This window comes from Ruegeria meonggei (assembly GCF_900172215.1).
In the GTDB taxonomy this organism is placed as follows: Bacteria; Pseudomonadota; Alphaproteobacteria; order Rhodobacterales; family Rhodobacteraceae; genus Ruegeria; species Ruegeria meonggei.
This window is the reverse complement of record NZ_FWFP01000006.1, coordinates 181849-201973: the sequence shown is the minus strand read 5'-3', so window position 1 is coordinate 201973 and position 20125 is coordinate 181849. Positions and strand designations below refer to the sequence as shown.

General features: G+C 59.7%; 21 protein-coding genes. 16 read left to right on the top strand and 5 right to left on the bottom strand.

Going from position 1 to position 20125, the window contains the following annotated elements; translation table 11 throughout:
* Positions 1–24 precede the first annotated feature (24 nt).
* The 6 genes from RUM8411_RS12130 (at position 25) to RUM8411_RS12105 (ending at position 7517) form a co-directional block, all read left to right on the top strand.
* Positions 25–789 carry a uracil-DNA glycosylase gene (locus RUM8411_RS12130; RefSeq protein WP_085823045.1) on the top strand — a complete coding sequence of 255 codons (765 nt, stop codon included), beginning with the start codon at positions 25–27 and terminating at the stop codon, positions 787–789.
* The gene (locus RUM8411_RS12125; RefSeq protein WP_085823044.1) at positions 789–1388 is read left to right on the top strand and encodes a metallophosphoesterase family protein; all 600 of its coding nucleotides are present in this window, start codon (positions 789–791) and stop codon (positions 1386–1388) included. Before RUM8411_RS12130 ends, RUM8411_RS12125 begins: the two co-directional genes overlap by 1 nt.
* Entirely contained in the window at positions 1385–2005 is a 621-nt protein-coding gene (locus RUM8411_RS12120) for a LysE family translocator (protein ID WP_085822973.1), read from the top strand. The genes RUM8411_RS12125 and RUM8411_RS12120 overlap by 4 nt, the downstream gene beginning before the upstream one ends.
* A gap of 6 nt (positions 2006–2011) precedes the next feature.
* Positions 2012–2554 carry a molybdenum cofactor biosynthesis protein B gene (gene moaB / locus RUM8411_RS12115; RefSeq protein WP_085822972.1) on the top strand — a complete coding sequence of 181 codons (543 nt, stop codon included), beginning with the start codon at positions 2012–2014 and terminating at the stop codon, positions 2552–2554.
* A gap of 104 nt (positions 2555–2658) precedes the next feature.
* The gene (locus RUM8411_RS12110; RefSeq protein WP_085822971.1) at positions 2659–4113 is read left to right on the top strand and encodes an efflux RND transporter periplasmic adaptor subunit; all 1455 of its coding nucleotides are present in this window, start codon (positions 2659–2661) and stop codon (positions 4111–4113) included.
* A 5-nt stretch (positions 4114–4118) separates the two neighbouring features.
* Positions 4119–7517: an efflux RND transporter permease subunit gene (locus tag RUM8411_RS12105; RefSeq protein WP_085822970.1), complete on the top strand. Its 3399-nt coding sequence runs from the start codon at positions 4119–4121 to the stop codon at positions 7515–7517.
* On the opposite strand, the gene RUM8411_RS12100 is transcribed toward RUM8411_RS12105, so the two are convergent.
* Together RUM8411_RS12100 and RUM8411_RS12095 are read right to left on the bottom strand one after the other, a co-directional pair.
* On the bottom strand, positions 7514–7933 hold the full coding sequence (locus RUM8411_RS12100) for an NUDIX hydrolase (RefSeq protein ID WP_085822969.1): 420 nt from the start codon (positions 7931–7933) through the stop codon (positions 7514–7516). The two genes, RUM8411_RS12105 and RUM8411_RS12100, sit on opposite strands and share 4 nt — an antisense overlap.
* Positions 7934–7937: 4 nt before the next feature.
* Positions 7938–8750, bottom strand: a complete 813-nt coding sequence (locus tag RUM8411_RS12095; RefSeq protein ID WP_085822968.1) for a protein-disulfide reductase DsbD domain-containing protein — start codon at positions 8748–8750, stop codon at positions 7938–7940.
* Between the two features lie 145 nt (positions 8751–8895).
* Between RUM8411_RS12095 and RUM8411_RS12090 the strand changes: the two genes are divergently transcribed.
* A complete protein-coding gene (locus RUM8411_RS12090; protein WP_085822967.1) occupies positions 8896–9450 on the top strand; it encodes a YqgE/AlgH family protein in 555 nt (184 codons plus the stop codon).
* Here the strand turns inward: RUM8411_RS12090 and RUM8411_RS12085 are convergent, their stop codons facing one another.
* On the bottom strand, positions 9451–10401 hold the full coding sequence (locus tag RUM8411_RS12085; RefSeq protein ID WP_085822966.1) for an L-threonylcarbamoyladenylate synthase: 951 nt from the start codon (positions 10399–10401) through the stop codon (positions 9451–9453).
* Between the two features lie 137 nt (positions 10402–10538).
* Here RUM8411_RS12085 and RUM8411_RS12080 point away from each other — a divergent pair, with 137 nt between their 5' ends.
* From RUM8411_RS12080 to RUM8411_RS12050, 7 genes are all read left to right on the top strand, one after another.
* Positions 10539–12242, top strand: coding sequence for an acyl-CoA dehydrogenase (locus RUM8411_RS12080; protein ID WP_085822965.1), 1704 nt, complete (start codon positions 10539–10541; stop codon positions 12240–12242).
* Positions 12242–13288: an MBL fold metallo-hydrolase gene (locus RUM8411_RS12075; RefSeq protein ID WP_085822964.1), complete on the top strand. Its 1047-nt coding sequence runs from the start codon at positions 12242–12244 to the stop codon at positions 13286–13288. The genes RUM8411_RS12080 and RUM8411_RS12075 overlap by 1 nt, the downstream gene beginning before the upstream one ends.
* Before the next feature lie 4 nt (positions 13289–13292).
* On the top strand, positions 13293–13745 hold the full coding sequence (locus RUM8411_RS12070) for a DUF6173 family protein (protein WP_085822963.1): 453 nt from the start codon (positions 13293–13295) through the stop codon (positions 13743–13745).
* A 64-nt stretch (positions 13746–13809) separates the two neighbouring features.
* Positions 13810–15648 (top strand): glycerophosphodiester phosphodiesterase, encoded by a 1839-nt coding sequence (locus tag RUM8411_RS12065; RefSeq protein ID WP_085822962.1) that lies wholly within the window; start codon positions 13810–13812, stop codon positions 15646–15648.
* Positions 15635–16195, top strand: a complete 561-nt coding sequence (locus RUM8411_RS12060; RefSeq protein WP_085822961.1) for a hypothetical protein — start codon at positions 15635–15637, stop codon at positions 16193–16195. Before RUM8411_RS12065 ends, RUM8411_RS12060 begins: the two co-directional genes overlap by 14 nt.
* Positions 16196–16263: 68 nt before the next feature.
* A complete protein-coding gene (locus RUM8411_RS12055; protein ID WP_085822960.1) occupies positions 16264–16398 on the top strand; it encodes an aa3-type cytochrome c oxidase subunit IV in 135 nt (44 codons plus the stop codon).
* A gap of 18 nt (positions 16399–16416) precedes the next feature.
* Entirely contained in the window at positions 16417–17049 is a 633-nt protein-coding gene (locus RUM8411_RS12050; RefSeq protein ID WP_085822959.1) for a hypothetical protein, read from the top strand.
* Here RUM8411_RS12050 and RUM8411_RS12045 read toward each other — a convergent pair.
* Together RUM8411_RS12045 and RUM8411_RS12040 are read right to left on the bottom strand one after the other, a co-directional pair.
* Positions 17038–17370, bottom strand: a complete 333-nt coding sequence (locus tag RUM8411_RS12045) for an AzlD domain-containing protein (RefSeq protein ID WP_085822958.1) — start codon at positions 17368–17370, stop codon at positions 17038–17040. The genes RUM8411_RS12050 and RUM8411_RS12045 overlap by 12 nt on opposite strands.
* Entirely contained in the window at positions 17367–18077 is a 711-nt protein-coding gene (locus RUM8411_RS12040) for an AzlC family ABC transporter permease (RefSeq protein ID WP_085822957.1), read from the bottom strand. Before RUM8411_RS12040 ends, RUM8411_RS12045 begins: the two co-directional genes overlap by 4 nt.
* 49 nt (positions 18078–18126) lie before the next feature.
* On the opposite strand from RUM8411_RS12040, the gene RUM8411_RS12035 reads away from it, so the two are divergent.
* Both RUM8411_RS12035 and RUM8411_RS12030 read left to right on the top strand, forming a co-directional pair.
* Positions 18127–19017: a formate dehydrogenase accessory sulfurtransferase FdhD gene (locus tag RUM8411_RS12035; RefSeq protein WP_085823043.1), complete on the top strand. Its 891-nt coding sequence runs from the start codon at positions 18127–18129 to the stop codon at positions 19015–19017.
* Between the two features lie 103 nt (positions 19018–19120).
* Complete coding sequence (locus RUM8411_RS12030; RefSeq protein ID WP_085822956.1) at positions 19121–20074, top strand: AEC family transporter; 954 nt, start codon at positions 19121–19123, stop codon at positions 20072–20074.
* Positions 20075–20125 lie beyond the last annotated feature (51 nt).

The window sequence follows — 20125 nt, the reverse complement described above, 5'->3', positions numbered from 1 at the left end:
CAAAAGCTGGTTAGATTGTGGGGTATGGAATCGGCTTTGGACTATCATACCGCGCGGGCCCTGCTGGACTGGCAGATTGAACTTGGCGCAACAGAAGCGATCGGTGATGTGCCGGTGGATCGCTATGCGCTGCCGGATACCACGCCCAAGGCCAAAAAACCCACTGCTGCGCAGGTGGCCCCTGCCAAGCCCGCAAAAGTCGACCCGGTTACGGTGGCGAAATCGGCGGCTCTGGCTGCCGGGTCGCTGGATCAGCTGCGCGCGGCGATGGACGGGTTCAACCATTGCGAACTGAAGCGCGGCGCACGGCAACTGGTCTTTTCCGACGGCACCCCGGGTGCGCGGGTGATGATCATCGGCGAGGCACCGGGCCGCGAGGAAGACCGCGAAGGCAAGCCCTTTGTCGGGCGCGCCGGGCAATTGCTGGATAGGATGCTGGCCGCGATTGACCTCAGCCGCTCTGATTCCGTCTATATCACCAATGTTCTGCCCTGGCGGCCACCGCAGAACCGTGACCCCAAACCCGAAGAGATCGGCATGATGAAACCGTTTCTGGAACGGCATGTGGCGCTGGCCAAGCCCGAGGTACTGGTCGTCATGGGCAATATCAGCTGTCAGGCAGTGCTGGGCAAACGCGGCATTACCCGGCTGCGTGGGCAGTGGGATCTGGCACTGGAACTGCCGGTGATCCCGATGTTCCACCCCGCCTACCTGCTGCGCCAACCGCAGATGAAGCGGCAGGCCTGGGCGGATTTGCTGGACCTGAAGGCCCGGCTGGGGGGGCAATGATGCGCATTCTGGCCTTCTCGGACTTGCATATGGCGCGCAACCGCGCGGCCGAAATAGTTGCCGCCAGTGCCGAGGCAGATCTGGTCATCGGGGCTGGCGATTACTGCAACTTGCGGCAAGGGCTGGATGACGCGATGGAGATGCTGTCAGGCGTCACCGCGCCTTTGGTGTTGGTACCCGGAAACGCCGAAAGTGCCGGGGAACTGACCGACGCCGCGCCCGAAGGGGTCCATGTTCTGCACGGTGCGGGCATGACCCTGGACGGGCTGCGCCTGTTCGGGCTGGGCTATGGCGTGCCCAATACGCCGTTCGGTGACTGGTCTTGCGACCTGTCCGAGGCCGAGGCCGCCGAATTGCTGGAGCGTTGTGATGCGGTTGATATCCTGATCGCGCATTCTCCGCCCAAAGGGCATGGCGATGTCACCTCACTGGGCGATGCGGTCGGGTCCGTCGCGGTGCGCGACGCGGTTGAAAGGTTGCAGCCACAACACGTCTTTTGCGGCCATATCCATGACAGCTGGGGCTATCGAGGCACCATCGGACGCGCACAAGTCGCCAATCTGGGGCCCAAGGTAAACTGGTTCGAGGTGAGTGTATGATCGAAACGGTCACGCTGCTGGCCTTCATTCCAGCGGCTCTTGCCCTGATTTTTACACCCGGTGCGGATATGTTGTTCTGTTTCGGTCAGGGCCTGCGGTCCGGAGCGCAACCTGCGCTGGCCGCCAGCGCCGGTGTGTCCACAGGATCGCTGATACATGTCTCAGTAGCCGGTCTGGGCCTTGGTGCGGCTGTGTCCAGCCTGCCGTGGCTGTTTGACGTCATCCGCTGGATGGGAGTGGCCTATCTGCTGTATCTCGCATGGGGCGCAATCCGGAATGGCGCGATGTCCGACGAAGCACCAGTCAAACCCACGCGATTTGCTTTTCGTGACGGGCTGGTGGTGAACCTGACCAATCCCAAGGTCATTCTGTTTGTGCTGGCCTTCATTCCGCAGTTTGTGAACCCGGATACCGGATCGATTCTGCTGCAATTCCTGACCTTCGGCATAATCATCGCGCTGGGTGGGTTTGTGGTGAACGGGCTGGTTGGGGTGTTTGCCGGTGGCGCAAGCCGGGTTCTGATCCAGAACCCGCGTGCCTCACATATTATGGGTTGGGTGACCGGGGGGATATTTGCTGCCCTTGCCATCCGGCTTGCCATCATGGAAAGGGCCTGAGGCCACATGTCGCGCATTGACGAAAACAAAGAGTTCATTCCCGTCCGGATCGCCGTTCTGACCGTCTCGGACACGCGTTCGCTGGACGATGACCGCTCGGGGCAGACATTGGTCGATCGGATCGAACGCGCGGGCCATTTGGTGTCAGATCGCCAGATTATCCCGGATGAGCGGACGGATATCGCAGCCCAATTGCGCCTATGGATTGCGGACCCGGCAATTGATGTCGTGATCTCAACCGGTGGCACCGGCCTGACCGGCCGCGATGTGACCGTCGAGGCGCATCGGGACGTCTATGAAAAAGAGATTGAGGCGTTCGGCACCGTTTTCACTTTCCTGTCGATGGAAAAGATCGGCACCTCGGCTGTGCAGTCCCGCGCAACAGGTGGTGTGGCTGGGGGAACGTATCTGTTTGCACTGCCCGGCAGCCCGGGTGCCTGCAAGGACGCCTGGGACGGGATTTTGGAAAAACAGTTCGATTACCGACACCGTCCCTGCAATTTCGTGGAAATAATGCCCAGATTGGACGAAAATCTGCGACGGAAGTAGACTGTTCATACGTTCAACAGGTCATAACCGCTTTGTGGCTTGGCATATTTTTCCGCGCGGCTACATTTCAACTTGGCAGCCTGACGCAACCCGGGTGAGTGAAAATGCGATTTTTACGGCAAAGCCTTGTCGGTGTTTTTCTGGCGTCCGTGACGCTGGCTTTGCTGTTTGTTGCCTTTCAGATGATTGCCAGCGCGGTTCAGGATGTGCTGACCCGTGATGAAGCCCAGCCAGAGGCGCGCGAACGAGTATTCGCCGTCAGCGTTCGGACCGCAGAGCTGGAATCAATCACGCCCTATCTGGAAGCGTTTGGCGAGGTTCAAAGTCGCCGTAGGCTGGAACTGCGCGCCGCGCTGGGCGGACGTGTGGTGGCGCTGGCGGAAGATTTCGAGGATGGCGGCTCGGTCACTGCAGACGAAATTCTGGTCGAGCTTGATCCGGCAGATGCGCAATCCGCGCTGGATCGCGCCAAATCCGACTTGCTGGACGCACAGTTCGAGGAACGCGACGCCGAGCGGTCTTTGTTGTTGGCGCAAGACGAGCTGAACTCGGCCGAGGCGCAAGCGGAATTGCGGGGTCGGGCGTTGCAACGTCAGAAAGATTTGCAAACACGCGGGGTCGGGGCCGCGGCCTCGGTAGAAGAGGCCGAGCTGGCTGAAGCCGCGGCACAGCAATCGGTTCTGGCCCGCCGCATTGCACTGGCACAGGCCGAGTCGCGTGTTGATCAGGCGACGACTTTATTGGCCCGCACTCGTATCGCTCTTGAGGGCGCCGAGCGTGATTTGGATGATATGACGGTTCGCGCCCGCTTTGATGGAACCTTGACGGATGTAACGCTGGTCGAAGGGCGTTTGGTTTCGGCCAATGAAAAACTGGCTGAACTTGTCGACCCCAATGCGCTGGAGGTGGCGTTTCGTGTGTCCACGGCGCAATACGTGCGCCTGTTGGATGACGAAGGCGATCTGATCAACGCATCGGTGACAGTCTCTCTTGAGGTGACGGGCACAGACCTGTCGGCGTCTGGCCGTATAAGCCGCGACAGTGGCTCGGCGGGTGAGGGGCAGACGGGGCGGCTGATCTATGCCCGGCTTGACGACGCGCCCGGGTTCAAACCCGGCGATTTTGTCACTGTGTCGGTGCAGGAACAGGCGCTGGACAATGTGGTGCGACTGCCGTCATCCGCTCTGGATGCCGTCGGCAATGTGCTGGTTCTGGGCATGGACGACCGGCTTGAGGCGCTGCCTGTGCAACTGATCCGCCGTCAGGATGACGAGGTTCTGTTGCGCGGTGCGGGATTGGCCGGGCGTGAGGTTGTGATCGGCCGCACGCCGCTGCTGGGGGCTGGCGTCCGTGTGCGCCCCATCCGTACCGAGGCCAACGCCGGGGCCGAGGCGAACATGGTCGAGCTGTCGGATGAGCAGCGCGCCCAACTGGTCGCCCAGGTTGAGGCCAGTGCACGGATGACCGAAGACGCCAAAGCCCGGGCTCTGGGTCAATTGAGCGAAGCCAAGGTGCCTGCATCGCTGGTCCGCAGTATTGAAAACCGGGCAGGGGGTTAGGCGCCATGATGCGCGATATCCCCGGCGCGGCGGGTGGGATCCTCAGTTATTTCACCCGGCACCGGACGGTCGCCAATCTGCTGTTGCTGGTGATGCTGGTTCTGGGAGCTGCGGCCATTCCGAACATGCGGGCCCAATTTTTCCCGGACGTGATCCTTGAAGAGGTGACTGTAAACGTCGAGTGGGACAGCGCTGGTCCTGAGGATGTTGACAAAGGTATCGTTCAGTTGCTTGAGCCGTCTTTGTTGGCGGTCGAGGGTGTTGCATACACTTATACAACATCGAGAGAGGGCTCGGCGCGGATAAGTCTGGAATTTGAGCCGAACTGGGACATGTCCCGAGCAGTTGAAGAAGTCAGGACAGCGATTGATGGTGTGGACAGTTTGCCTGACGATTCAGAGACGCCGACGATCCAACGCAGAGCTTGGAGGGATCGGGTCACGGATGTAGTGGTCACCGGCCCGGTAGCGCCTGACCAGTTGGCCAAATTCACTGATGAGCTAATCAACCGTCTGTTTGCGGCTGGCGTGACCCGCACGACCATCCGGGGTCTCGCTGCACCGCGCGTAGTAGTCGAGGTGCCCACCGCGCAGCTGATCGCCAATGATATCACCTTGTCCGAGATTGCCCAGGCCGTCGCCGCCGAGGTGACCGCGAACCCGGCGGGTGACGTGACCGGGGCCAATGCGCGAATTCGCACCGGCACGGAAAAGCGCTCTCCGGAACAGATTGAAGGCATCGCGCTACGCAACTTTGCCGATGGTTCCAAGCTTTTAGTTGGCGATGTGGCACGGATCCGGGTTGAAGGAGCGGACCGCAATCGCAGCTATTTCGTTGGTGAAAACCCGGCCATGTCGATCCGAGTTGACCGCTCGAACCTTGGCGACGCAATCGAAATTCAGCGCACTGTTGAGGATGTTGTCACTGAGATGCAGGCCAGCCTGCCCGAAGGCGTGACGGTTGAACTGATCCGCACCCGTGCGCAAGCAATTACTGACCGATTGGACATTTTGGTGGACAATGGGCTTGTGGGGCTGGGCCTTGTGGTTTGCCTGCTCTTTCTGTTCTTAAATGCTCGCATCGCTTTTTGGGTCGCCGCCGGTATCCCGGTGGCGATGTCAGCGGCGATTGCCTTCATGTACATCGGCGGGCTGTCGATCAATATGGTGTCGCTGTTCGGGCTGATCATCACGCTGGGCATCGTCGTGGACGATGCCATCGTGGTCGGTGAGCATGCCGATTTCCGCGCAAGGCGACTGGGTGAGGCCCCGGTGGTGGCTGCCGAGCGCGCAGCGCGCCGCATGGCGATGCCGGTTTTTGCCGCCACCCTGACCACCGTGATCGCATTTTTTGGCCTGACTGCCATTGGTGGCCGGTTCGGGGAATTGATCCGCGATATCCCCTTTACCGTGATTGCAGTGTTGATCGCCTCATTGATCGAATGTTTTCTGATTCTGCCCAATCACATGGCCCATGCCATCGCGCACTCAGCCAAAGAGCATTGGTACGACATGCCCAACCGCGTGGTGAATCGCGGTTTTCGTAGGGTGCGGGACCATCTGTTCCGGCCGCTAATCTCCTGGGTAATCTGGGCCCGATATGTGGTTGTGGCGGCAATGGTTGTGATCCTCGCCAGCCAGATCGCGCTTTTCATCAAAGGCGATGTGAACTGGCGGTTCTTCAACGCGCCTGAACGCGGATCGGTCACGGGTAACTTTATCATGGTCGAAGGTGCCACACGCGCCGAAACACTTGCGATGATGCACGAGTTACAGCGCGCGACAGAGGAACTGGGCCAAATCTACGAAGAGCGCCACGGTCGCAATCCCATTGAATACGTGTTGGCTGAAATTGGTGGCAGTGCAGGCTTTGGTCTGGCTGCGGCGGACGGCAAGGATGCGGACCTGCTTGGTGGAATCTCGATTGAGCTGATCGACGCCGATCTGCGCCCCTATTCCAGCTTTGAATTTGTTGGTGAGTTGCAGGAATTTGTCCCGCGCCTTCCCAAGGTCGAGCTGGTCAGCTTTAGGGGCTGGCGGTCAGGCCCCGGCGGTGACGCGATTGATGTGGAGTTCTATGGCGCGGATGTGAACACGCTCAAATCTGCGTCCGAGGACTTGCAGGCCGAACTTTCGAAGTACCCTGAAGTTTCGGCGATGGAGGACAGTCTGGCCTATGACAAGGAAGAATACATACTGGATCTGACGGCGCGAGGTCAGGCGCTGGGGTTCCGAATCGAAACACTGGGCCGCGTGTTGCGCGACAGATTGAACGGGATCGAGGCTGCGACTTTCCCTGATGGCCCCCGTAGCGCCGAAATACGTGTAGAACTGCCCGAGGGTGAGTTGACGGCTGATTTCCTGGAGCGCACCCTGATGCGCTCCCCTGATGGCGTTTACGTGCCGCTGGCCGATATCGTCTCGGTCGAACGTAAGTCCGGTTTTTCGACCGTCCAGCGCGAAAACGGATTGCGGGTGATATCGGTAAATGGTGACATCTCTGAGGATGACCCTGTCCGAGCCACGGAAATCGATCGTGCACTGAGCGAAGAGATCCTGCCCAACATAGCCGCCGAGCGACAGGTTGAATGGCGGATGTCCGGCCTGAGCGAGCAGGAGAACGAGTTTCTGCACGAGGCCCGAACTGGTCTGATCCTCTGTCTGACCGGAATCTATCTGGTTCTGGCCTGGGTCTTCGCCAGCTGGTCGCGACCTCTGGTGGTGATGGCGATCATTCCGTTTGGGTTGGTCGGCGCGATTTGGGGTCATTACATCTGGGGCGTGCCGCTCAGCATGTTTACCGTGGTGGGTCTGCTGGGGATGACGGGGATCATCATAAACGATTCGATTGTGCTGGTGACCACGATTGATGCTTACCAACAAGAGCGCGGTCTGGTCCCGTCAATTGTCGAGGGCACCGCAGACCGGTTGCGCCCTGTGATGCTGACAACTCTGACAACGGTTCTGGGGTTGACCCCGCTGCTGTATGAGGGCTCGCAACAGGCACAGTTTCTGAAACCCACAGTGATCACACTGGTTTATGGGCTTGGGTTCGGGATGCTGCTGGTGTTGTTGCTGGTGCCTGCGCTACTGGCAATACTGAACGACCTGGCCCGCCCCATGACCGCGATGCGCCGGGCGCTGCGCGCCCCGGATCGGGTGGTGCAAGGTGCGTTGATGGCAACCGTTCTGGCGATGGCACTCTGGTTCGGCCTGACAATGGTATGGCCGGTGATATCGGGCGCGCCGCTGGGTTGGCTGTCGGGTCTGTACGCCGGCGAAGAAGGCTTGTCGGCGCTGCAAATGGGCCTTGGGGCATTCATCGCAGGCGCTGCGCTGATCCTTGTGCTTAGCATCGCGGCGTCCAGCCTGCTGTACGCGCGCCTCAGGGGTCGCGCGGCTTAACCGCGGCGCAAGGCTGTTTCCAAAAGATCGACAACCCGGTCGCTCATGTCCAACTCGCCCTGGCGTATCTGCTTGATCGGGAACCAGCGGGCATCCAGCGCATCGTCCCCAGCTAGCGGCTCACCTGATCGGTACTGACACGCAACGCCCACTAACAGGTAATGCGACAGCACAATGCCCTGATCGTCACGCCGTAGCAGGTCGAGATTGTCCAGATAAACCTGCGGCTCGGCCAGGATCGAGGTTTCTTCCCACAGCTCTCTCTGGGCGGCCTGCAGAACGGTTTCGCCCCATTCCAAATGCCCGCCGGGAAACCCCCACAACCCGGCATCGGGTTGCTTGCTGCGCTGCACCAGCAGCACACGATCCTCATGGAGGACAACGGCCAAAGCGCCGATTTTCGGGGTTTGTGCCATTGGGTCAGCCAGCGCTGCACCCTCGGATATCCACTGCGTGATTGGCACCCAACACCGTGATCCGGATCTCGGACCGATCCAGCGCAAAGGGGCCGCCTGTGGCATTGATCACCTCGGCAGTGGCCACCAGAGCGCCGCCCTGTCGCCGGGTTTCGGGCTGCGAGGCCCACAGCGCCGGGTTGCCCGGTTCGATGATCGCAATTTCATTCCCTCCGGCCGAGGGCATGGTCACGCGGGCTTCGATCTGCATACCGTCCGAGGTCGGGGTCAGATGGCAACTGGCGGAGCTGACGCGGGCCTCTTTCGCAGAAAAAGGCCGCTGCGCCAGGGCCGCAGCAATAGCCGGGTTGCGTCCGGCCTCGGCGTCCAGCGTGTGGTCAAATTTCAGCCGTTCCGGAATGCAGACATCCTTGCAGACCCCCAGATCCATATCGCCGCGTAACCGCACCGGCTTGGCCGGGTTGCGGGGCGTGATTTCCACCGGCAGAACCAGTTGATCCGTGTAGCCGATGGATTGCAGACCGTTTTGTACAAAAACACTCGGCGCAGGCCAAGTGATCGCGACGTCGCCCACATTGTCCGAGCCTTTCCAGTCGAACTCCGGTGGGATACCCGTATCGCCGGGTGCGCGCCAATAGGTCTTCCAGCCGTCTTTCAGGGTCAGTCGTAGTGCGCCCAAATACGTGCCATTGGCTGTCCGGCCGCCGTCAAGGATATCCAACTGAACTACCCCGTCCACGCCTTGCGCAGAGGCAGGGGCGGCCAGCGGCAGGCTGGCGGTCAGGGCGACTAAGACAGAGGAGACATAATGCTTCATCCCCTATAAATGCGCGGTCTGACCCGCGATTCCAAGTCACGTTCCGGTCACCCGAATGAAATCTGCGGAAATATGCGCTGATCCCTTGCCAATTGCTGTACCCAAGGGTCATTGTTGCACTGTGCTTTGCAAGAGATGACGGCTCATGGACCTTACCGGAAAACTGTTGATTGCGATGCCCGGTATGGGGGATCCGCGCTTTGATCATTCGGTGGTTTTCATGTGCAGCCACGGGGATGACGGGGCGATGGGTCTGATCATCAACAAACCGTCTGATTTGCGGATCAAAACCCTGCTGGGTCAGTTGAACATTGCTTGCCGCATTCCTGTTGTCGGCGAACGTCTGGTCCATTTTGGTGGCCCGGTCGAGATGTCGCGCGGCTTTGTTCTGCACAGCGCCGATTACGAGGCCAACCTGCATTCGATGCAAATCTCAAACGATTTCAGTATGACCGCAACGCTGGACGTGCTCGAGGATTTGGCCTCGGGGCGGGGGCCATTGAATTCGACGCTGGCGCTGGGTTATTCCGGCTGGGGTCCCGATCAGCTTGAGGACGAGATCGCCATGAACGGTTGGTTGACGACCGAGGCCACTCAGAAACTGGTGTATGACGTGCCTGATGACGAAAAGTGGGCGGCTGCGCTGGCAACGCTGGGTGTCGATCCGCTGACCCTGTCGGCCAGCGCCGGGCGCGCCTGATCAGCTGTCACGCGGCGCGGCTGCACGGCGCAGGCGGTCATTTATCGCAGCGCCCAACCCATGATCCGGAATCGGTGACACGGCAATTGGACGGCCCATGCTGTTGACCCTGTGTAAAGCGGAAAACAGGTTCGCCGCAGCCTCGGTCAGGTTTCCGTCCTCTGAAAGGTTCAGGTCGCAGCTGACTTGGCCGAAGCCCAACAAAACCTCATCGCCCTGCGGGGTTCCCGCGTTCAATCGCACTGGTGCGTCCGGGGCGTAGTGGGATTGCAGCTGCCCCGGCGCGGTCAGCATGTCGCTGGCCTGGTGGAGGTGCAGCTGTGCGTCCAGAACCGTCTCGATCTGTTCCAGCGCCACACCACCGGGGCGCAGCAGCGCGGGCTCGCCCGCCAGTCCGACGATGGTGGATTCCAACCCCACACCGCAGGGACCGTCATCCAGGATGGCGGCTATACGCCCGTCCAGACCGGCACGAACGTGCGCTGCGGTTGTCGGGCTGATCTGACCTGATGGATTGGCCGAGGGGGCCGCCACCGGCCCGTCAAACGCCGTCAGCAGGGCACGCGCCGTCCCATGGGCGGGCACCCGAACGGCCAGCGTATCCAGCCCTGCCGTAACAAGTGGTGAGATGCTATGATTGGCCCGCAATGGCAGCACCAGGGTCAAAGGTCCGGGCCAAAAGGCTGCGGCCAGCGCCTCGGCCCGGTCGGACCATTCGACGAACCGTTGTGCTGCTTCGACCGAGGCGACATGAGCGATCAGCGGGTTAAAGCTGGGCCGACCCTTGGCGTGGTAAATCCCGGCTACCGCATCGCTGTTGCGGGCATCGCCGCCCAGGCCATAGACGGTTTCGGTGGCGAAGGCGACCAGCAGGCCCTGCCGCAGGAAATCCGCGGCCTTCGCGATTCCGCCCGGATCAGCGGCCAAATCCAAGGTGCCATTTAAGATCATCTGAGGTGACGCCGCGTTTTGATTGCTTGTACCATTGGGCTGACTAGTTAATTGAGTAATCAAGCATGCATAGAGGTGGGTATTGTATTTTCCAACCCCACCGGCGAAAAACCAAACAGACAACCCTAGGGGAACCCATGCCTTACCGTGCGCCAATTTCCGACTATGAACTTTTGTTCCGTCACGTGGTCGGCTTTGATCAGATCGCGGCGACCGAGAAATTCGCAGACGCCAGCGAAGACGTCGTCAGCGCGATCCTGAATGAGGCCGGCAAAATGTGCGAAGAGGTGATGGCCCCTTTGCAGCGCCCCGGTGATCTGGAGCCCGCGCGTCTGGAAAACGGCGTACTGCGCACCTCACCCGGGTATGGCGACGGCTGGAAAGCGATTGCCGAAGGGGGCTGGATCGGGATGAGCGGCAATCCGGAATATGGCGGCATGGGTCTGCCGATGACCCTGACCACCGCGGTGAACGAGATGATGTCGGCCGCCTGCCTGTCGCTGCAACTGGCTCCGCTGATGACGCAGGGCCAGATCGAGGCGCTAGAACACCATGCCAGTGATGAGTTGAAGGCGCTGTACCTGCCCAAGATGATGGCGGGTGAGTGGTCGGGCACCATGAACCTTACCGAACCGCAGGCCGGATCGGATGTGGGCGCGCTGACCTCAAAGGCGGAACCCAATGGCGACGGCACCTATGCGGTGTCCGGCCAAAAGATCTATATCTCGTGGGGCGATAACGATTTCGCCGAAAACATCTGCCATCTGGTACTGGCGCGCCTGCCCGGAGCGGTGCCGGGAACCAAAGGGATTTCGCTGTTTCTGGTGCCCAAGTACCTGCCGGATGAAAATGGAAATCCCGGCGTGGCCAACGATCTCAAGGTCGTCTCGCTGGAACATAAGATGGGTCTGCATGGTTCTCCGACCTGTGTGATGCAGTATGACGGGGCCAAGGGTTGGCTTGTGGGCAAGGAACATGGCGGCATGGCTGCGATGTTCACCATGATGAACAACGCCCGTCTGGGTGTGGGCGGTCAGGGCGTCGGCGCGGCCGAAGGCGCCTATCAGCACGCGTTGGCCTATGCGCTTGAGCGGAAACAGGGCAAGACGCCTTCTGGCACGATCATCGACCATGCCGATGTGCGCCGGATGCTGATGAGCATGCGCGCCGACACCTTCGCGGCCCGTGCGATCATGCTGGCAAATGCGGCGGCCATCGACATGGCGACCGCCACGGGTGACCCTGAATGGGTGGCACGTGCCGCGCTGCTGACCCCGATTGGCAAGGCGTTCGGCACCGAGACCGGCATGCGCGTGTCCGAGACCGGTGTTCAGGTCCACGGTGGCATGGGCTTTATCGAAGAAACCGGCGCGGCCCAGTATTATCGCGATGTCCGCGTGACCGCGATCTACGAAGGCACCAACGGCATTCAGGCCATGGATCTGGTGGCGCGCAAGATGATGGATGGTGGCGAAGCCGCCGCGCGTCTGCTGGACGAGATCGAGGATCACGCTGAAAAGGCTCGTGCAACCCTGCCGGATCTGGCCGGACCAGTCTGGGAAGCCACCGAAAGCCTGCGTGAAACCACCGAGTGGATTGTAGCGCAGGGCGACATGAATGTCCGTTTCGCAGGCGCTGTACCTTACCTGAATGCCTTTGCCCGCGTTCTGGGCGCGCATTTCCACCTGAAGGCGGCGTTGGCGGAAACCGACGGCCCCCGGTTCAAACTGGCGCGGTTTTACATCAACGCGCTGCTGCCGGAATATGCCGGTCTCTTGGTGCAGGCGCAGAACGGGGCGGACGATGTCTATGCCCTTAGCGCCGAGGAACTGGCGGCGTAATGGACGGAGACACCCCTTTGACGATCCGCTACCCTTGGCCCGAGCCTCCGGCATCGGGTGTAGCGGTCGAGATCGCCGAAGGGGTTCTGTGGATGCGCTTGCCGTTGCCCATGGCGCTGGATCACGTCAACATCTATGCGCTGGACGACGGCGATGGGTGGACGCTGATCGATACGGGGCTGTCTTCGAACAAAACCCGGCGCATTTGGGACACGTTGTTGGCGGGTCCTCTGGCTGGGAAACCGGTCAACCGGGTGGTGGTGACCCATCACCATCCCGACCACGTCGGCAATGCGGGCTGGTTCCAATCTGAACATGGGGCGGAGCTTGTGGCCTCGCGCACGGCCTGGCTGTTTGCGCGGATGCTGCAGTTGGACGTGCAGGAAACCTGGCCGTCCGAGACACTGGACTATTACCGCAGCGCCGGGATGGACGCGGCGTTTCTGGCCAAGCGCATGACCGAGCGGCCCTTCAATTTCTGCGACACGGTCTATCCAATGCCGCTGGGCTTTACCCGAATCAAGCAGGGCAGTGTTATCCGCATGGGCGGGCGCGACTGGGACGTGCATATGGGCAACGGCCACGCCCCTGAGCATGCAACTTTCTGGAGTCGCGACGACAATCTGGTGATCACAGGGGACCAGATCCTCAGTTCGATCAGTCCCAACCTGGGTGTTTATGTCACCGAACCGCTGGCCGATCCGGTCGCTGAATGGCTTGAGGCCTGTGAGCGGCTGCAAACCCTGGCCCGACCCGATCAACTGGCGCTGGGCGGGCACAAGCTGCCCTTTACTGGCCTGCCACTGCGGATGAAGCAACTGATCGACAATCACCACGGCGCGCTGGCGCGTCTGCAGGACTATCTGGACCAACCCAAAACTGCGGCCGAATGCTTTGTGCCGCTGTTCAAACGTCAGATCGGCGACGGTGAATACGGGCTGGCTCTGGTCGAGGCGGTTGCACATCTGAACCATCTTTACCACATTGGAACTGTGACCCGAACGCGCCGCGCGGACGGGGCTTGGGAGTTTCAGCGCAAAGGGTAATGCCATGCAGGATCAGATCGAAACATCGGCCGAGGCTGCAGAATCTGCAGCACTACCCCGGTGCTATGAAGTGCATTCCAACCCGAATGCAAAATCTGGCGCCAAAGAATTGCCCGAACCATTGCAAAAGCCCGTTGCAACAAAAAGCCCGGCACAATGGGCGTATGAGCGGTTGATCCTTTACATCCAGAACTTCGAAAAGACGCTGGATGGCGATCAGGAAGTTGCCATGGGGTTCACTGGAGGCGATGCTGGCGTAATGCGGATCGAGGGGATGGGGTACTTCGACCCAGATATCATCACTTTTTATGGCTCGGACGCGACCGGTGCGCGGACGCAGCTGGTGCAGCATGTCAGTCAGTTGAACGTAATGTTGCGCGCGCTGCCAAAAACGGTCGAGGATAAACCCGCCAACCGTATCGGATTCCGGTTGGCGGCAGATCTGGAAGAAAGCTGATCGCCTGACTTGCAATTCACGCCTGCGCAGCCTTGAATGATTGGATCATTCAAGGGGATGCCGTGTGAGCAGTTTTTCAGCCGTTACAACAGCCTACAGGCGCGCATGGGCGCGCCGTCGTGTCTTTGTGCCGATCTACATCGCAGTACGTCTGCTGCTGGTGGCCCTGATTGCTCCAGGCGTTGCTGTCACAGTCAATTTGGCGGTCAAGCTGTCGGATCAGACCGCACTGACGGATCAGGCCATCGCAGCCTTTATTCTGTCGCCCGCAGGTTTTGTCGCAGCCATTGCCGTGCTCAGCTTGTTTCTGCTGGCCGAGGTGTTTGTCTTTTCGGTCATGGCCGGATCATTGCGGATGGGGGAACCCGATCCGTGGCGCGCGGGCAGTTCGGCGATTGGCCTGATCCTGTCGCGCTTGCCTGCGCTGTTTGGCTTTGCGGTGCGCTTTGTGTTGCGGGTTCTGCTGCTGATCCTGCCGTTTGCGGCGGTCGCAGCGCTGATCGCGTGGTGGTGCCTGACCGAATATGACATCAACTATTACCTGACCTTCCATCCGCCATCTTTCTGGATCGCCGTTGTGCTGATCGGAGCGATAGGCCTGGCCATGGCCTGGGTGCTTATCCGACGGTTGTCAGCCTGGGCGCTGTCTCTGCATCTGGTGTTGTTCGAAACGGTTCACCCGGCGCATGCGTTTGGTATCAGCACCAGCCGGATGGAGGGCAAACGCGGACGCCTCAAGATCGAACTGGCGCTCTGGCTGGGGGTGCGTTTTGTCATCGCCGCCCTGATCGCGTGGGTTGCGGGGCTATTGTTTGCGATGGTGCCGCTTCAGGGTGCCAGTCACTTGCGTCTGGCATTGACCTACAGCCTGTTGGTTGCGGCAGTGTGGTCTCTGGCCGGGTTGGTACTGGCCGCCACGGCGCTGGGCGCGCTAGCGGTGGTGCTGGATGGTTTCTTTGAGATCAGGACCGAAGAGCCACCGCATCCCGAACCGCGTAGTCTCCGCATACCGGTTTTCGCCGTCGTAAGCGCTGCTGCCGTGGCTGTGCTGGTTGGTTTGTGGTTCGGGCAAACCTTGCTGGAGCGGGTACAGGCGCCGGACCGGGCCGAGGTCATAGGTCACCGAGGGGCCGCTGCGCTGCGTCCGGAAAACACCATGGCGTCAGTGCTTAAGGCCATCGAAGACGGAGCCGACTGGGTCGAAATCGACGTACAGGAAACGGCTGATGACGTGGTGATTGTCGCCCATGACAGCGACTTCATGAAATTGGCGGGTGTGAACCTCAAGGTCTGGGACGCCACCATGGAAGACGTAGCCGGGATTGATATCGGCAGCTGGTACGGTCCTGAATATGGTGACGAACGCACCCCGACACTGCGCGACGTGTTGGCGGCGGCCAAGGGCAAGGCCAAGGTCATCATCGAGTTGAAATACTATGGCCATGACGTAGATCTGGAGAACCGCGTGATCGCGCTGGTTGAAGAGTTCGGCATGCAGGACGACATCGCCACCATGTCGCTGAAATACCCGGCGGTGCAAAAGATGAAAACGCTGCGTCCCGATTGGCGCGCCGGGGTTCTTGCCGCAACGGCGGTGGGTGACCTGTCCGGGCTGGAAGGCGACTTTATCGCCGTCAACGCGGCAATGGCGACGCCGGGGCTGGTGCGTTCGGTTCAGGCAGCGGGCAAGGATATCTATGTCTGGACGGTGAATGATCCGCTGCAAATGTCGGCGATGGCGTCGATGGGGGTGGACGGGTTGATCACCGACCGCCCGGCAAAGGCCAACGAAGTGCTGCGGGTGCGCGCCGAAATGGGCCCGGCGGAACGATTGTTGCTGTGGCTGGCGACCACCTTTGGCATGTCGATCGACACACAGGCGATGCGCGATGAAAGCCCCTGAGCTGATCCTCGCTCTGGCACTGCTGGCCACCCCGGCCACCGCACAGGACTTTCTGCGCGGGATCGAGTTGCCCGCCCATCGCGCCCTGTTCGCACAGCAGGGGGATGCCGGGTTGATCCCTTTCGAAACGGACGGGTGTTCAGGTGGTCTGTCTTCCAGCTGGCGTTTTGTAGCCAGGACCTTCCCAAAATTCCGAGCGCTCTATGATGCCCATCCCCCGTGGGAGGGCTGCTGCGTTATCCATGACCGCGCCTATCACAACGCCGGCGGTGCAGCGCAGGCCGAGGCCAGCTATGACGCGCGCCTGTCTGCGGATGATACCTTGCGCGCTTGTGTCATGCAGCACGGCGAAACGCATGCCGAAGAATACGCCGACCGGTATGACATGACGCCCGATCAGATCCGTTCGGCGCATTCCATCACGGCTGAGGCTATGTTTGCGGCGGTGCGTCTTGGAGGTGCCCCCTGTTCCGGTCTGCCCTGGCGCTGGGGGTTTGGCTATCCGAACTGCTCGATGTTGCAGCCGCTGGCCCCTGCGCGCGAATGACGTGGTGACAGGCCGTTTGTTTTCGATTATCCAACATCTCAAACACGGGAATTAGGATTCTGACAGTCATGGCTGAACATAAGCACGGCGACATGGACATTGACGTCCAAACAAAAACCTTCAACGGTTTCGTAAAGGCCACCACCTGGTGTGTGGTTGCAATCGCCTTTTTTTGCCTGTTCCTGGCGGTTTTCGCCGCTTAATCCAGAACGGGGTCTGCCGTGATCAGGATTTTGATTGCCTGCCTGCTGGCAGCAACTGTCGCAGGCTGCACAGGTTCGCAGCGACCACAGGCGGATCAGTCTGAAATCGTGACCCGGTCCTATCGCGATCCGGGACCATCTACGCTGACGCTGTATACCATGATCAGCACCCGGACCGGCTCGGGGGCGCATACCTCGCTGATGATTGGCGGCAGTGAAAGAGTGATCTTTGACCCTGCTGGGTCGTTCCGGGCAGATGTGGTGCCGATCAAGGATGATGTGCTGTATGGCATCACCCCCAATGTCGAGCGCGCCTATCGCAGCAGCCATGCGCGCGAGACACATTATGCGCGTATCCAGACAATCGAAGTCAGCCCGCAACAGGCCGAAATCGCCCTGCAGCTGGCCAAGCAGATGGGGCCGGTTCCGGGGGCGTATTGTGCCAACTCGACAGCCAAGCTGTTGCAACAGGTGCCGGGGTTCGAGCAAATTGATGTGACCTTCTACCCGGTTAAACTGTCCGAGCAGTTCGGCCAGCTACCAGGCGTTGTCACCACTGAGTACCGCGAAAACGATGATGCCGACCTGCAAAAAGGTCTGGCCGCCAGCAACGCCCGCCTGAATCAGCAGGACGCGACCTTATCCCAATAGGTATAGCAGCCCGTACAGTGTTGCAGCGCCCGTGAAAATGGCCGCAATCACGTTCTTGGTGATGACCCCGACTGCCAGTGCAACAGCGGCCGCGGCCATGCGTGGCAGGTCCGGCTGACCGTCAGTTGCAGTTGGCCAGACCACCAGCGGCGCAATCAGGGCCGGGACGATCGCCACGGCCGTATAACGCAGATGCCGCAGCAGCCAGGGCGGCATCGGACGATCCCCGACAAAGCCGATAAAGACAAAGCGCAGGGCAAAGCTGCCGATGGCCAGCCCGATAATAACGATCCACATGGTGGTCGGGTCGATCTTGCTCATGTCTTTCTCCGCTCCATCATCAGCTCGGCCTGAGCGCCGGCGATCATGCCGGCGGCACCGGCGATCAGCAGGCCCAGATTAAACGGCACAGCAACGGTCAGAAGGGCAACGATGATGGCGACAAGTGCCGCAACCACATGCGCCATTGTGCGCATCATCGGGCCGATCATCGCCAGGAATGTAATCGGCAGGGCAAAATCCAGTGCCCAGCTTTCAGGAATTTGCGCACCCAGCACCGCCCCCAGGTAGGTCGCCAATATCCACAGGGGCGTGATCGGTGTGACTGAACCAAAGAAATAGGCCATGCGCTGCGGCACGGTCATCTTGGGTTCTTTTTCGAACTGCATGATCGAACAGGCATAAGACTGATCCACCGTCAGATAGGCGGCAAAGGCTCTTTGCCACATCGGCGCGGCGCCCAGAAACGGTGTCAGTGAGGCTGAATACATTGCCACCCGCAGGTTCACCGCCAGTGCCGAAGCCAGCACAATCGCAGTGGGCGTGTTGTCCTGCAGCAGCTGTAGCGCGGTGAATTGTGCGGCCCCCGCAAAGACAGTTGCGGAAAAGGCGATGGTCTGGACGATGTCCAGTCCGGCCTCGGTCGCGAAAACGCCGAACAAGGTGCCAAAAGGGATCGCCACAAAGATGAAAGGGGATCCGTCGCGAAAACCCTTCCAGAAGTATGACTTGGATGTGGTGTCTGCCATGGCAAATTCCTATGGTGTTGCCAGCAGCAGTAGCGATCTTGGGAAAGGGTTGCAATTGGCCACGGAACTGGATGTCACGGACTACCTCATCGCCCCCGACCCCGGTGCGGCACGGCTGACCCGTGCGGTCGATGGCGTGGACCAGAACGGCGCGGTCAGCCATATCTCGGTGGTCGAAGAACGGCCTCTGACGATTTTCCTTAACGCGCAGGAAATCGTAACTGCGATGACCATCGGTGATTACCCGGAATATCTGGCGTTGGGCTTTCTGCGCAATCAGGGCATGCTGTTGGACGACGACGAGATCACCCGCGTCGATTACGACGATGATCTGGAAACTGTTGTGGTCCGTACCGATCGCGAGACATCCTATGAGGACAAGCTCAAGAAAAAGACCCGCACCAGTGGCTGCGCCGTGGGCACCGTGTTCGGTGACATGATGGAGGGGCTTGAGGACGTGCGCCTGCCACAGGTCACGGTGCGTACCTCTTGGCTGTATGAGCTGGCTGCCAAAATCAACCGCACCCCGTCGTTGTACCTTGAGGCTGGCGCGATCCACGGCACGGTGCTGTGCCGCGAAAACCGCCCTCTGGTCTATATGGAGGACGTGGGCCGCCACAACGCCGTCGACAAGATCGCCGGTTGGATGCTGTCCGAACGCGCGGGAGCGGAGGACAAAATCCTATATACCACCGGCCGCCTGACATCCGAGATGGTGATCAAGACGGCGATGATGGGCATCCCGGTGTTGGCATCCCGATCCGGCTTCACTGCCTGGGGCGTCGAGATCGCCCGCGAGGTTGGCCTGACCCTGATTGGCCGCATGCGTGGCCAGCGGTTTGTGTGCCTTGCGGGAGAGGACCGCCTGCTGCGCGACGTGGACCCGGCGAGTGTGGCAAGCGAAGACAAAAAACACAAAAGAAAAAGCACTCAGTCCTAAATTGGGTGGTAGCCAGGTCATTCTGAGAAAACCCTGCGAATTCCGAAGCATGTGTCCTAGAATGAGGCAAATAATCTGGGGATGACGTACGTCAGAAAACGCTATGGAGCTGATCAACCTAATCGCACCAGTATTTGCGGTAATACTTACAGGGTATGTGTTTTCGTGGACGAAACTCCTGACGGAAGACACATCAGACGCGCTAGTGCAGTTTGCGGTTTATGTCCTGATTCCGGCTATTATGTTCTATCTGATAGGTCAGGAGAAATTTGAAAACCTGCTTAACTACGGTTTTTACATTTCTTATGGCGGAACTCTGTTGGTTTTGTTCGCCGTTATGTTTTTTTGCCTAAAGGCCGTGGTGAACTTTGACGTGGGCTCTGCAACAGTTGCGGCGTTCGCGGGTGTTGCATCGAATACGGCCCTGGTCGCCTTGCCGATACTTCACGCGATATTTGGGTCCAAGGGCGCTTTACCAGCTGTGCTGGCCAACCTTGTAGTTGCTATCTTGCTTTTGGTCATGACTACGGTTCTCGAAAGTTCAGCTGGGCAAAAAGCAGGCAAAACTACACCAATATACAAGATGCTGCTGAATGTTTTGAAGAACCCGATTATTGCGGCAACCTTGTTAGGTGTTACGTATTCCTTTACCGGGATCGGCTTTTCGGACTCGGTTTCGGACTACCTAGAGTTACTTAGTCAGGCTCTGGCTGCTGTCGCACTCTTTGCGATCGGATTCACTACCAGTGTGCGAACGATTGTCCAGACAGGCCCGCTGATCCTGTTTTTGACCTTAGTAAAACTTGTTCTCGCGCCCGGGCTTGTGTTGCTGGCGGCGCATCTAATCGGGCTGGACCCGCTTTGGACTATCGCCGCAACTATTTCTTCTGCTGTGCCAACCGCAAAAAACGTGTTTCTACTTGCTAAACACTACAATCAAGAGCCAAAGCTTGCGGCGCACATTGTATCAGCGACGTCATTCCTATCAGTGGGAACGTTGATCCTGTGGCTGTTTGTCCTGCACCATCTGTACCCAACTGCGTTCCAATTGAACTGAGTTCGATCTACAAAGTTGCGAACTAATGATCAATTAGGTGAATGCAAATTG